Annotated in this window: 11 protein-coding genes; 7 read left to right on the top strand and 4 right to left on the bottom strand. The window is 74.7% G+C overall.

The window, feature by feature from the left end; translation table 11 throughout:
• The first annotated feature begins 327 nt into the window (after positions 1 to 327).
• The 6 genes from DT057_RS22050 (at position 328) to DT057_RS22025 (ending at position 7,242) form a co-directional block, all read left to right on the top strand.
• Positions 328 to 1,665, top strand: coding sequence for an ABC transporter substrate-binding protein (locus tag DT057_RS22050; protein WP_128564254.1), 1,338 nt, complete (start codon positions 328 to 330; stop codon positions 1,663 to 1,665).
• A gap of 52 nt (positions 1,666 to 1,717) precedes the next feature.
• Positions 1,718 to 2,659, top strand: coding sequence for a carbohydrate ABC transporter permease (locus tag DT057_RS22045; RefSeq protein ID WP_238313876.1), 942 nt, complete (start codon positions 1,718 to 1,720; stop codon positions 2,657 to 2,659).
• Entirely contained in the window at positions 2,656 to 3,480 is an 825-nt protein-coding gene (locus DT057_RS22040) for a carbohydrate ABC transporter permease (RefSeq protein ID WP_128564253.1), read from the top strand. The genes DT057_RS22045 and DT057_RS22040 overlap by 4 nt, the downstream gene beginning before the upstream one ends.
• A gap of 203 nt (positions 3,481 to 3,683) precedes the next feature.
• Positions 3,684 to 5,306 (top strand): acyl-CoA synthetase, encoded by a 1,623-nt coding sequence (locus DT057_RS22035; RefSeq protein WP_128564252.1) that lies wholly within the window; start codon positions 3,684 to 3,686, stop codon positions 5,304 to 5,306.
• A gap of 56 nt (positions 5,307 to 5,362) precedes the next feature.
• Positions 5,363 to 6,571 carry an ABC transporter substrate-binding protein gene (locus DT057_RS22030; RefSeq protein WP_128564251.1) on the top strand — a complete coding sequence of 403 codons (1,209 nt, stop codon included), beginning with the start codon at positions 5,363 to 5,365 and terminating at the stop codon, positions 6,569 to 6,571.
• Positions 6,572 to 6,579: 8 nt separating this feature from the next.
• Positions 6,580 to 7,242 (top strand): glutathione S-transferase family protein, encoded by a 663-nt coding sequence (locus DT057_RS22025; protein ID WP_128564250.1) that lies wholly within the window; start codon positions 6,580 to 6,582, stop codon positions 7,240 to 7,242.
• A 5-nt stretch (positions 7,243 to 7,247) separates the two neighbouring features.
• Here the strand turns inward: DT057_RS22025 and DT057_RS22020 are convergent, their stop codons facing one another.
• From DT057_RS22020 to DT057_RS22005, 4 genes are all read right to left on the bottom strand, one after another.
• A complete protein-coding gene (locus DT057_RS22020; RefSeq protein WP_128564249.1) occupies positions 7,248 to 9,467 on the bottom strand; it encodes a xanthine dehydrogenase family protein molybdopterin-binding subunit in 2,220 nt (739 codons plus the stop codon).
• Positions 9,464 to 9,937 carry a (2Fe-2S)-binding protein gene (locus DT057_RS22015; protein WP_128564274.1) on the bottom strand — a complete coding sequence of 158 codons (474 nt, stop codon included), beginning with the start codon at positions 9,935 to 9,937 and terminating at the stop codon, positions 9,464 to 9,466. Before DT057_RS22015 ends, DT057_RS22020 begins: the two co-directional genes overlap by 4 nt.
• A gap of 38 nt (positions 9,938 to 9,975) precedes the next feature.
• Positions 9,976 to 11,310 (bottom strand): cytochrome c, encoded by a 1,335-nt coding sequence (locus DT057_RS22010; protein ID WP_238313877.1) that lies wholly within the window; start codon positions 11,308 to 11,310, stop codon positions 9,976 to 9,978.
• 77 nt (positions 11,311 to 11,387) lie between these two features.
• Complete coding sequence (locus tag DT057_RS22005) at positions 11,388 to 12,017, bottom strand: hypothetical protein (protein ID WP_128564248.1); 630 nt, start codon at positions 12,015 to 12,017, stop codon at positions 11,388 to 11,390.
• Positions 12,018 to 12,335: 318 nt separating this feature from the next.
• On the opposite strand from DT057_RS22005, the gene DT057_RS22000 reads away from it, so the two are divergent.
• Positions 12,336 to 12,610, top strand: a 275-nt coding sequence (locus DT057_RS22000; protein ID WP_162501468.1) for a DUF2934 domain-containing protein, incomplete at its 3' end; no start/stop codon positions are given.

The following is a 12,610-nucleotide window of genomic DNA, read 5'->3' as shown; positions in this document are numbered from 1 at the left end:
GGAGACGTCCGCCATCGCATCATCCGGTCCTGAGCGCTGCCAATCCGCTTACCACCCTCAGCCCGCCCTCAGCAGCCCTTCACACGGTCGAGCTGGTCGGGTCTAGACCCTCGAGGCGCCGGCGCCGCCCGGGCGGCGCCGGGCCCGGGACGGAACGGCCGGCCGCCCTACAAACCCCGTTTGCATCCGGCCGCCTGCGCGCTACGGTCGCGGCAGCGCTGCCGCCCCGACGCCGCGGGGGGCCGCCCGGCGAGCCGTCCGAGACCCGGGCGCGGACCGGAACGAGAGGCCCCGCCGAACAAGGGGCGAACCTGAAGGGTGGGAACCATGGGCGAGATCACGCGGGGCGGGCCGAGCCGCCGTCATGTCCTGGCGTCGGGCGCCGCGGCCGCGGGCCTCGGGCTCGCGGGCATCAGGCCGGCCCTCTCGGCCGTTGAGTGGAAGAAGCACGCCGGCACCACGCTCGAGGTGAACCTCATCAAGGGCCCCCGCGGCGAGGTGCTCCAGCGCCACGCGCAGGACTTCACCGCGCTCACCGGCATCAAGGTCTCCTCCGAGCTGATCCCCGAGCAGCAGCAGCGCCAGAAGCTCGTGATCGAGCTGACATCGGGGCGGCCGAGCTTCGACGTGGCGCACCTGAGCTACCACGTGCAGAAGCGCCAGTTCGACAAGGCCGGCTGGCTCGCCGACCTCTCGGGCTTCCTCAAGGACCCGAACCTCACCGAGCCGAGCCTGCGGGAGGCCGATTTCAGCCCGGCCGGGCTCCAGTACGCCAAGACGCCGAACGGCGAGATGCGCTCGCTGCCGCTCTCGGTCGACTACTTCATCCTCTACTGGAACAAGGAGCTGTTCCAGAAGAAGGGCGTGGCCCTGCCCGAGACTTTCGACGACATGATGCGGGCGGCCGAGACGCTGACCGACCCGAAGGCCGGCACCTACGGCTTCGTCGGCCGCGGCCTGCGCAACGCCAACATGGCCCTGTGGGGCTCGTTCTTCCTCGCCTACGGCGGCGAGTTCCTGGACGCCAAGGGCAACATCCTCACCGACGGCCCGGAGGCCGTGGAGGCGACGAAGCTCTACCAGCGCCTGCTGACCAAGACCGCGCCCCCCGGCGTCGTCGGCTTCAACTGGATGGAATCGATGGCGGCGTTCACGCAGGGGCGCGCCGCCATGTGGATCGACGGCGTCGGCTGGGCGCCGCCGATCGAGGATCCCAACGCCTCGCGGGTGGTGGGCAAGATCGGCTACGCGGTGGTGCCCAAGGGCCCCAGGGCCCACGCCTCCGCCACCTACGGGGACGGCATCGGCGTCGCGCAGGCGAGCACCAAGAAGGAGGCCGCCTACCTCTACTGCCAGTGGGCCGTCTCGAAGCTCATGGGCGGGCGCCTGCTCCAGATCGGCGGCGGCGTGCCCTTCCGCGACTCCATCCTCAACGATGCCGAGGTGCAGACGGGCGTGAAGATGCCCGGCGAGTGGCTCGGTTCCGCCATCGGCTCCTCGAAGATCAGCAAGCTCGGCCTGCCGGTGGTGGTGCCGGTGGCGGAGTTCCGCGACATCGTCGGGGCGGCCGTCACGGCGACGCTCTCCGGGGCGGACCCGGCGACGGAGCTCAAGAAGGCGACCGACCAGTACCGGCCGATCCTCGAGCGCAGCGAGAAGGCGTGATGGCGCGCGCCAGCGAGCGCCGGCGGGCCGGGCGCGCGCGGGAGGCCCGCCCGTGACCGGGCTCGCCGCCGCGAGGCCGGACGCCGTCGCCGGGGCGCCGGAGGCCGCGTCCGCGGCCCGCTGGAAGCCCCCCGGCTACTGGCCCTTCGTGATCCCGGCGCTCGTCGTGGTCCTCGGGGTGATCATGTTCCCGTGGGCCTTCACCCTGTGGATGAGCCTGCACGAGTGGAAGGTCGGCGCGGCGCCGGCCTTCACCGGGCTCTCGAACTACGCCCGGCTGCCGACGGACCCGCGCTTCCTCGACGCGGTCTGGCAGACGCTCCTCTACACGGCGCTCTCGGTGCTGCTGCCCCTGGTGCTCGGCACCCTCGCGGCCTGCGTGTTCCACGCCCGCTTCCCCCTGCGGGGCTTCCTGCGGGGCGTGTTCATCCTGCCCATGATGGCGACGCCGGTGGCGATCGCCCTCGTCTGGACCATGATGTTCCACCCCCAGCTCGGCGTCCTGAACTACCTCCTGTCCCTCGTCGGCATCCCGCCCCAGCTCTGGGTCTTCCACCCGGCGACCGTGATCCCGTCCCTGGTGCTGGTCGAGACCTGGCAGTGGACGCCCCTCGTCATGCTGATCGTGCTCGGGGGCCTCGCGGCCCTGCCGACCGAGCCCTACGAGAGCGCGCAGATCGACGGCGCCTCCCTGTGGCAGGTGTTCCGCCACATCACCCTGCCGCTCGTCGCGCCGTTCCTGTTCGTCGCCGCCATGATCCGCATGATCGACGCGGTGAAGAGCTTCGACATCATCTTCGCGATCACCCAGGGCGGGCCCGGCACCGCGTCGGAGACCATCAACATCTACCTCTACAGCGTGGCCTTCGCGTACTACGACGTCGGCTACGGCTCGGCGATCGCCGTGGTGTTCTTCGCCCTCATCGTGGCGCTCGCCGGCGCGCTCCTGGTGGTGCGGCGCCGGACGCAAGGGGCGGTGGAGGACGGGCGGTGAGCCTGCGCCACCTCCTGAAGCAGGTCGCCCTCGCGCTCGCGGTCCTGGTGATCGTCTCGCCCGTCGTGCTGTTCTTCCTCTGGATGCTGTCGCTCTCGATCAAGTACGAGATCGACAACGCCGCCTACCCGCCGGTGCTGATCCCCGAGCGCTTCGCCTGGAAGAACTACCTCGACGTGCTCGAGTCGAACCGGTTCTCGACCTACTTCCTCAACAGCCTGATCGTCACCGGGTCGGCGACGGCGCTGGCGCTGCTGGTCGGCGTGCCGGCGGGCTACGGCATCGCCCGGATGCGGGCCGCCAAGGCGGCCGTGGTGATCCTGGTCGCCCGGATCACGCCCGGCCTGTCCTACCTGATCCCGCTCTTCCTGCTGTTCCAGTGGCTCGGGCTCCTCGGCACGCTCTGGCCGCAGATCATCATCCACCTCGTCGTGACGGTGCCGATCGTGATCTGGATCATGATCGGCTACTTCGAGACCACGCCGCTCGAGCTCGAGGAGGCGGCCTTCATCGACGGCGCCAGCCGCTGGCAGGTCTTCCGCCACGTCGCCCTGCCGATCGCCAAGCCCGGCATCGCCGTGTCGACGATCCTCGCGGTGATCTTCTCCTGGAACAACTTCGTGTTCGGCATCGTGCTGGCCGGGCGCGAGACCCGCACGCTGCCGGTCGCGGTCTACAACATGATCTCGTTCGACCAGCTCAGCTGGGGCCCGCTCGCCGCCGCCGCCCTGATCGTCACCCTGCCGGTGCTGGTGCTGACGGTCTTCGCCCAGCGCCAGATCGTGGCCGGGCTCACGGCCGGCGCCGTCAAGGGCGGGTAGGGGGCGCCGGACCCGGCGGGTCCGGGGGCGGGCCCGGCGGTCCCGGGGGGCGCCCGCTTGACACGAAGAAACGAATGAACGATCGTTTCAATAACAGGGGGCGGTGCGGCCGGGATCCGGCCGGCAGCGCCCGCGACAACACGGGACGGGAGCGGCTCTCCGGGCATCGGTGAGACCGCACCCTCGGGAGCGGAACGGCGCCGATGCTCGAGCGTGCGGACACCTACGCGGACCTCGTCGCCGGCTTCCGCTGGCGCATCCCGCAGCGCTACAACATCGGGGTCGACGTCTGCGACCGGCACGCCGCCGGCAATCCCCTCGCCCTCGTCGCCCTCGACGAGGCCGGCGGCGAGCGGCGGTTCGGCTTCGACGACCTCCGGCGCGCCTCCAACCGCTTCGCCAACGTGCTGGCGGCCCACGGGCTGCGGCGCGGCGACCGGCTCGGGGTGCTGCTGCCGCAGGGGCCCGAGACCGGCATCGGCCACGTCACCGGCTTCCGGGCGGGCCTGATCACGATCCCGCTGTTCACGCTCTTCGGCCCCGACGCGCTCGCCTTCCGGCTGCGCGACAGCGGGGCCCGCGCCGTGCTGACCGACCGGGCCGGGGCCGAGAAGCTCGCGCCCCTGCGCGACCACCTGCCGGACCTCGCGCGGATCTACACCGTCGACGGGCCGGGCCCCGGCGCGGAGGATTTCCACGCCCTCTGCGGGCGGGCCTCCGACGCCTTCGACCCCGTCGAGACCGCGGCCGAGGACCCGGCGATCATCATCTACACCTCGGGCACCACCGGCGACCCGAAGGGCGCCCTGCACGCCCACCGGGTGCTGCTCGGCCACCTGCCGGGGGTGGAGATGCCGCAGCGCTTCTTCCCGCAGCCGGGCGACCGGTTCTGGACCCCGGCCGACTGGGCCTGGATCGGCGGGATCTTCGACGTGCTGATGCCGGCCTGGCACCACGGCGTGCCGGTGGTCTCGTACCGGGCGCGCAAGTTCGACCCGGAGGCGGCGTTCCGGCTGATGGCGCAGCAGGAGGTCCGCAACGTCTTCCTGCCGCCGACCGCCATGAAGCTGATGCGCCAGGCCCGCACCACGCCCTATCCGGGGCTCGCCCTGCGCTCGGTCGGCAGCGGGGGCGAGAGCCTGGGCTCGGAGATGCTGGCCTGGGGCGAGGCCGTCCTGGGCCGGACCGTCAACGAGTTCTACGGCCAGACCGAGTGCAACCTCGTCGTCTCCTCGTGCAGCGACCTGTTCCCGGTCCGGCCGGGGGCGATGGGGCGTCCGGTGCCGGGCCACGACGTGCGCATCGTCGACGACGACGGCCGGGACGTGCCGGCGGGCACCGTCGGCCACGTCGCGGTCCGCCGGCCCGACCCGGTGATGTTCCTCGGCTACTGGCGCAACCCGGCGGCGACCGCCGCGAAGTTCGCGGGCGAGATGCTGCTCACCGGCGACCTCGGCCGCCGCGAGCCGGACGGCACCCTCTGGTTCGTCGGCCGCAACGACGACGTCATCACCTCCGGCGGCTACCGGATCGGCCCCGGCGAGATCGAGGATTGCCTGCTGCGCCACCCGGCCGTGGCGCTCTGCGGCGTCGTCGGCGTGCCCGACCCGATCCGCACCGAGGCCGTGAAGGCCTTCGTGGTGCTGAAGGACGGGGTGGCGGGCACGCCGGCGCTCGCCCGCGAGATCCAGGATTTCGTCAAGATCCGGCTCGCCGCCCACGAGTACCCGCGCCACGTCGCCTTCGTGACCGACCTGCCGATGACTGCGACGGGCAAGATCATCCGCCGCGCCCTGCGGGAGCGGGGGCACGGGGAAGCGGGATAGGGGGCGGGCCCCGTGGCGGGGCGCCCCCGGACGATCGCGGCAAGCGGGAGGACACGATGCAGGGACTGAAGCTCGGGTGCGCGGCGCTGCTGGCCGCCCTCCTGGGGGCACCGGCCGCGGCCGAGGCCCGCACCGCCGTCACGGTGGGGGTGCTCAACGACCGCGCCGGCCCCTATTCCGACCTCGCCGGCGAGGGCTCGGTGGTGGCCGCCGAGATGGCGGCGGCGGATTTCAAGGCGCAGAACCCCGACTACGACATCCGCATCCTGTCCGCGGACCACCAGAACAAGCCCGACGTCGGGGCGGGCGTCGTGCGCCAGTGGATCGACCAGGACGGCCTCGACGTCGTGCTCGACGTGCCGTTCTCCTCGGTGGCCCTCGCCGTCCACCAGATCGTGCGCGAGAAGAACCGGCTGATGATCAACTCGGGGGCCGGGGCCTCGGAGATCACCGGGGCGCTCTGCTCGCCCAACACCCTGCACTGGACCTACGACACCTGGGCGCTCGCCAACGGCACCGGCGGCGCGATGGTGCGCAGCGGCGGCGACACCTGGTTCTTCATCACGGCCGACTACGCCTTCGGCAAGGCCCTGGAGCGCGACGTCTCGGAGGTGGTGCTGGGGAACGGCGGCAAGGTGCTGGGCTCCGTCAAGCACCCGGTCGCGGCCACCGACTACTCCTCCTTCCTGATCCAGGCCCAGGCCTCGCGGGCCAAGGTGGTGGGGCTCGCCAACGCCGGCAGCGACACGATCAACACCATCAAGCAGGCGGCGGAGTTCGGCGTGGCCGAGGGCGGCCAGCGCCTCGCGGGCCTGCTGGTCTTCCTCAGCGACGTCCACTCCCTCGGCCTCAAGGTCGCCCAGGGGCTGGTGCTGACGGAGGCGTTCTACTGGGACCTCAACGACGCCACCCGGGCCTGGTCGCGCCGCTTCGCCGAGCGCTACAAGGGCCGCATGCCCACGATGGTGCAGGCCGGCGTGTATTCGGGGATGCTGCACTACCTCAAGGCCGTGAAGGCCCTGGGCAGCAAGGACACCGCCCGGGTGGTGGCCGAGATGCGCCGCGTGCCGGCCGAGGACCCGGTGTTCGGCCGCTCGGAGGTGCGGGCCGACGGCCGCGTCACCCACCCGATGTACCTGTTCGAGGTGAAGAAGCCCGCCGAGTCGCGGGGGCCTTGGGACTATTACCGCCTGGTCTCGACGATCCCCGCCGACCAGGCGTTCCGGCCCCTCGCGGCCGGCAACTGCCCGCTCGTGCCCCGCTGAGGCCCGCGATGAAGCTCCACCACTGCGTCGGCGCCCGCTCGTTCCGCCCGCTCTGGGCGCTCGAGGCGATCGGGCTGCCCTACGAGCTCGCGATGCTGCCGTTCCCGCCCCGGGTCCACCGCAAGGACTACTTCGCCGTCAACCCGCTCGGCACCATCCCGGCCTTCGAGGACGGGGAGACGCGGATGACCGAGTCGGCGGCGATCTGCGAGTACCTGGCGGCCCGCCACAGCCCCGGCGCCCTCGGGGTTGACCCCGGGGAGGCGGAGTACGGCCGCTACCTCAACGGGCTGCATTTCGGCGAGGCGACCCTGACCTTCCCGCAGACGCTGGTCCTGCGCTACGGCCGCTTCGAGCCGCCGGAGCGGCGTTCGCCGCAGGTGGTGGAGGATTACGCCCGCTGGTTCCTGTCCCGGCTCAAGGCCTTCGGCACGGTCCTGGGCGGGCGCGCCTTCCTGTGCGCCGGGCGCTTCACCGCGGCCGACATCAGCGTCGGGTACGCCCTGATGCTGGCGGAGTTCGCCGGCCTCGGCGACCGCCTGCCGGATTTCGCCCGGGCCTACTGGGAGGGCCTGAAGGCGCAGCCCTCCTACGGCCGGGCGCTCGCCGCGGAGGCGCGGGCGGCCGGAGAGCAGGGCGTGTCGACGGTGCCTTCCCCGCTCGGGGGGTGACCGCCTCAGGCCCCGAGCGCCGCCTTCACGTGCTCGGGCCGCAGGGGCAGCTCGCGCAGGCGCACGCCCGCCGCCTGCCGGACGGCGTTGGCGATGGCGGCGGCGGTGGGGCCCTGCGCCACCTCGCCGGCGCCGAGGAACGGCGCCCCCGGCCGGTCGAGCAGGTGGACGTCGAGCCGGTCCGGCACGTCGGGGAAGCGGGCGATGGGGTAGGTGCTCCAGTCGCGGCTGCGCAGGCCGTCGGCGTCGAACCGCACCGCCTCGTACAGGGTCCAGCTCATTGCCTGGATGACGCCGCCCTCGATCTGGTCGCGGATGCCGTGCGGGTTGATCACCTGCCCGGCATCGACGGCGGCGTGCGCCCGCACCAGGCGCACCCGGCCGCTCTCGCGCGCCACCTCCACCTCGACCGCGAGGGCGCAGTAGGCCGCGAGGTTCTTGTAGCGGGCGAAGGCGAAGCCGGCGCCCCGGCCCCGGGGCAGCGCCCGGCCCCAGCCGAAGCGGCCGGCGGCCTCCTCCACCACCGCGCGGGCCCGGGCGTCGTCGAGGTGGGCGAGGCGGAAGGCCACCGGGTCGGCGCCCGCCGCCTCGGCGAGCTCGTCGAGGAAGCTCTCGATCGAGAACACGTTCATGTAGGCGCCGAGGCTGCGCAGGGCCGAGACCCGGAGCGGCATCGCGGTGACGAAGTCGTGGGTCACGCGGGCCTTCGGCAGCCGGTAGAGCGGGATCGCGTTGCGGTCGCCGCCGCCCTCGGGCTGCGGCAGCGCCTTCGGGGGCGGGGCCGCGAAGGGCTGCGCGAGGGAGCGGGCCGGGAGGAGCTGCCCGGCCCGGGGCGGGCGGGTGAGGTGGGTCGGGCTGCGCACCGTGTAGTCCCAGGCGGCGATGCGGCCCCCGGCGTCCAGGGTGGCCGAGACGTCGGTGAGCATCGCGGCCCCGTAGGGCTCCCAGAGGTGCTCCTGCTCCCGGGTGTGCTGCACCCGCACGGGCCGGCCGGGCAGGGCGCGGGCGAGCAGCGCCGCGTCGGCGGCGGCGTCGTCCGCCCCGTTGTGGCCGTAGCAGCCCGAGCCCTCGTGGTGGATGCAGCGCACCCGGGCCTCGGCCAGGCCCAGCATCTCGGCGATGGCCTGGCGCAGGGGGAACATGCCCTGGGCGTGGCTGCGCACCGTCAGGTGCGTGCCGTCGAACTCCGCGACCGCGCAGGAGGGACCGATCGAGGCGTGCATCTGGTAGTGCCGGCGGTAGCGTGCCCGGACGGTCCGGCCGGCCGGGGCGGGCGCGTCGGCTCCGGCCTCGTGGATCAGCGTGCGCTCGGCCGGCAGCTCCGCGAGCGCGTCGAACAGGGTCGCGGGGTCGGGAAGCCGGGCGCCGCCCTCCCAGCGCGCGGCGCCGGCGAGGGCCCGCATCGCCGTGACGGCGTCGTACTCCCGGGCCGCCACCACGGCCAGGAAGTCGCCGTCGCGGTGCACCCGGATCACGCCGGGCCGCGCGGCCACGGAGGCGGCGTCGAGATCCGCCAGGCGGGCGCCGGCGCGGGGCGGCCGCACCACGCGGGCGTGCACCATGCCGGGCGCCCGGAAATCCTGGATGAAGGCCGGACCGCCCGCGACCTTCGCCGGGATGTCGACCCGCGGCAGGGCACGCCCGACCACCGCGTAGGCCGCGGGGTCGCGCAGGGGCGCCTCGGCCGGGGCCGCGACCGCGAGGGCGGCCTCCGCCACGAGGTCGCGGACGGGGAGCCGGCGCCCGTCCGGGGCCAGCACGGCGCCGCCCCGGACGCTCAGCCCCGCGGGATCGAGCCCGAGCCGCCGACCGGCGGCCTCGGCGAGCGCGGCCCGCGCCGCGGCGGCGGCGTGGCGGATCGCCGTGGCCGAATCCTGCATCGAGTGGCTGCCGGCGGTGTAGCCCTCGTCGGGCGTGAGCGCGGTGTCGGAGGTGACGAGGGCGAGCGTCTCCGGCGCGAGGCCGAGCTCCTCGGCGGCGACCTGGATCAGCGCGGTCCTGAGGCCCTGGCCGAGCTCGGACTTGCCGGTCAGGACCGTGACGCCGCCGTCCGGGCCGATGCGGATCCAGGCATCGATCCGGGGATGGCGCGCGAGGCTGCCGGGCAGGCCGGCCGCCCCGGCGGCCCGGGCCGCACCGGGCAGGGCCGCCTCCCGCAGCCCGGCGCCGACCAGGAGCGCGCCGCCGACGACGAGCGTCCGCCGGCTGAGGAGCGGCCCGCTCACGGCGCCGCCCCGGCGATCCGGCGCGCGGCCGCGCGCCGGATCGCCGCCAGGATGCGCATGTGGGTGCCGCAGCGGCAGAGGTTGAGCGCCATCGCGGCGCGGATCTCCGCCTCGTCCGGGTGCGGGTTGGCGCTCAGGAGCGCGTGCGCGCGCATCACCATGCCGGCGATGCAGTAGCCGCACTGGGCCGCGTTCTCGGCGATGAAGGCCGCCTGGAGCGGGCCGGGCGCCTCGGGGCTGCCCAGGCCCTCGACCGTGGTGACGGCCCGCCCCTCGAGCACCGCCACCGGCGTGAGGCAGGAGAGGACGGCCCGGCCGTCCACCACCACCGTGCAGGCGCCGCACTGGCCGAGCCCGCAGCCGAACTTGGCGCCGTCGAGCCCTAGGTCGTCGCGCAGCACGTAGAGGAGCGGCGTCTCGGGCGCGGCCTCCACCCGGTGCGAGCGGCCGTTCACCGTCAGGCTGATCATGGCGTCGTCCGCATGCTGCGCCTCCCGCATCCGGCCCCTCACGGCCGCGCCTCCGCCCGGGCGCCCGGGGCCGGCGCCGCCGGCATCAGGGTCCGGACCGTCCCGGGGAGGTCCGGCCAGGGCCCCTCCGCGCTGAAGCGGGCCCGCAGGTAGGCCGCGAGATCGCTCGTCTGGTCCGCCGTCAGGACGGCCCCGAAGGCCGGCATGATCGGCCCGGGGGCGTGCTCGCGCGGCGCGATGCCGTCGCGCAGGACGAGGATCAGGTTGCGCGGGTCGGGCGCGGCGAGCGTGGTGCGGTGGCCGAGGGACGCGGTGGTGTAGGGCACGCCGCCGGCCGCCCCGCCGCCGCTCTCGTGGCAGGTGGCGCAGGCGCCGGCGTAGATCGCCCGGCCGCGCGCGAGGGCCGGGCCGTCGCCCGCCGGCTCGCGGTCGACCGGCCCGCGCCGGGCGCCGCGGGGCTCCGGGCCGTAGAGGCCCGCGACGTAGCGGGCGAGCGCCCGGATCTCGTCGGCGGGCACGGCGCGGTGGGCCTCGACCACGGGGCGCATCGGGCCGGCGGCGCCCCCGTGCCGCGGGTCCCAGTCGGAGAGGTAGCGGACGAGGTCGTCCTCGCTCCAGGGGAGCGGCGCCGGCGAGGCGCCGTCGAGGGGAGGCGCCCACCACCCGTCCGCCTCGCCGCCCGCGTAGGCCCGGGCCGTGACCTCGGCGCTGAGGGCGTTGCGGGGCGAGTGGCAGGCGCCGCAATGGCCGAGCGCCTCGGCCAGGTAGGCGCCGCGGTTCCAGGCGGCGTCGCGGCCGGGGTCCGGGGCGAACGGGCGCGGGCGGAAGAACAGGAGCTTCCAGCCGGCCAGCACGGGGCGCCAGGAGAGCCAGGCCGGCAGGGCGTTCGGCGGGCTCACCTGGTGCACCGGCTCGCGGCTCATGACGAAGGCGTAGAGCGCCGCCACGTCGGCGTCCGTGAGGCCGGCGTAGTGGGTGTACGGGAAGGCCGGGTAGAGGTGGCGGCCCTCCCGGTCGACGCCCTCGCGCAGGGCGCGCGCGAAGGCGGCGAGCGACCAGCGGCCGAGCCCGGTCTCGGGATCGGGCGTGATGTTGGTGCCGTAGAGCGTGCCGTAGGGCGTCGCGATGGGGCGGCCGCCCGCGTAGGGGAGGCCCCCGGGCGCGGTGTGGCAGGAGGCGCAGGCGCCCAGCGCCGCGAGGTGCGCGCCGGCCCGGATCCGCTCGGGCGACAGCGCGGCCTCCGCCGGGCCGCCCGGGGCGAGGGCGGGCCGCCAAGCCAGGATCGCGAACGCCAAGGTCCCGCAGGCCAGGATCCCGCAGGCCGCGAGGCCGGCGGCGATCCCGAGTCCGAACCCTGTCCGGCGCAGCCTCAACCAGGAGCCCTCGGCGGGAGGGCGATCCCTCTCTTCCGCTCGCCAACCAACCGGGAGGCCGCGCGGCGGTTCCGGCCTCAGGGCCGGGGCCGGGCCGGCTGCGTCCAGGGCTCCGCCTCCGGCGCCTCGCGCCAGGCCGCGCGCAGCACCGCCGCGGCGGCCTGGAGGGCGAACACCACCCCGACGAGGTCGAGCGCGAAGCCCGGCCAGCGCACCGGCGCGGCCTGCGCGAGGAGGCCGAGGGCGCAGGTCAGGAGCGTCGCCACCGCGTCGTTGCGGGCGTTGAGCCAGGTGGCCTTGATCAGGGGGTTCGCGTCGCCGCGGAAGCGCACGAGCGCCGCCGCCGCCAGGCACGCGACCGCCGTGGCGACGAGGTTCGCGGCCACGACCTCCTGGGTGCTGGCGGCGACCGGGTTGCGCAGGCTCGCCCAGAGGTCCGCGAGCCCGCTCAGGCCCGAGGCGGCGAGCAGGGCGGCGATGACGAAGGCCGAGAGGCGCTCGACCCGCGCGCCCCGGCCGAACACCAGGGCGGCGACCACGTTCAGGGCGATGTCGTAGCCGAAATCGGCGGCATCCTTGGCGAGGTCCGGGAGGCCGGCGGCCTGCGCGAAGGCGGCCTCGCCGAGCGCCGCGGCGAGCGTCACGGCGGCGACGGCCCACACGGTGCGGGTGTAGTCCGGGCGCGGCGTCGGGGAAGCGTCGTGCATGCGGGTGTCCGGGCCTCGCGCCTCAGGCAGCGCCGGCGAAGGGCCGGGAGCATCGGCGTCCGTGGGAATCCGTGAGAATCGGGGTGTCCTCGTCCGGGCCGATGCGCCGAGGCCCGCCGCCGGGCCGGGGCGTGCTCGACGGCGCCCCCGCGCCCGGAGCGGCGGCGGCCGGGCCTGCCCCGGCCGTCCCATCTGGCCTGCCCTCTGTGACTGAAGTTGGGCGCGTCCGCAGCGGCGGAAACTCGGGCGGGATGTATTAGAGCTTTCTTAACTATGCACCGCCAATCGTCGGGCCTCGTCGACCGCGAGGAAGTCAGCATGGATCACTTCGAGAACAACGTGCGCGAGCGGGCCTACGGGCTCTGGGAGCGCGACGGCCGCGCCGCCGGGCGGGCCGAGCATTACTGGCAGCTCGCCGAGCGCGAACTGCGCGCCGAGGCTCCGGCCGCCCCGGCCCAGGTGCTCGCCCCGGCTCAGGTGCTCGCCCCGGCCCAGGTGCTCACCGCGAAGCCCGCCCGCAAGGCCGCCAAGGCCGCCAAGGCGGCGCCCCGCCGCCGGCGCGCGGCATCGGACGCCGGCGCCGCCGCCCACTG

The organism is Methylobacterium crusticola (genome assembly GCF_003574465.1).
GTDB classification, from domain to species: Bacteria; Pseudomonadota; Alphaproteobacteria; order Rhizobiales; family Beijerinckiaceae; genus Methylobacterium; species Methylobacterium crusticola.
Note: the sequence above shows the minus strand (reverse complement) of the source record. Positions and strands in the feature narration are given on the sequence as shown.

Excerpts from the sequence above, each read along its gene's own strand:
- DT057_RS22050 (WP_128564254.1), top strand. The coding sequence starts at position 328 with ATGGGCGAGATCACGCGGGGCGGGCCGAGCCGCCGTCATGTCCTGGCG.
- DT057_RS22035 (WP_128564252.1), top strand. The coding sequence starts at position 3,684 with ATGCTCGAGCGTGCGGACACCTACGCGGACCTCGTCGCCGGCTTCCGC.
- DT057_RS22030 (WP_128564251.1), top strand. The coding sequence starts at position 5,363 with ATGCAGGGACTGAAGCTCGGGTGCGCGGCGCTGCTGGCCGCCCTCCTG.
- DT057_RS22025 (WP_128564250.1), top strand. The coding sequence starts at position 6,580 with ATGAAGCTCCACCACTGCGTCGGCGCCCGCTCGTTCCGCCCGCTCTGG.
- DT057_RS22015 (WP_128564274.1), bottom strand. The coding sequence starts at position 9,937 with ATGATCAGCCTGACGGTGAACGGCCGCTCGCACCGGGTGGAGGCCGCG.
- DT057_RS22005 (WP_128564248.1), bottom strand. The coding sequence starts at position 12,017 with ATGCACGACGCTTCCCCGACGCCGCGCCCGGACTACACCCGCACCGTG.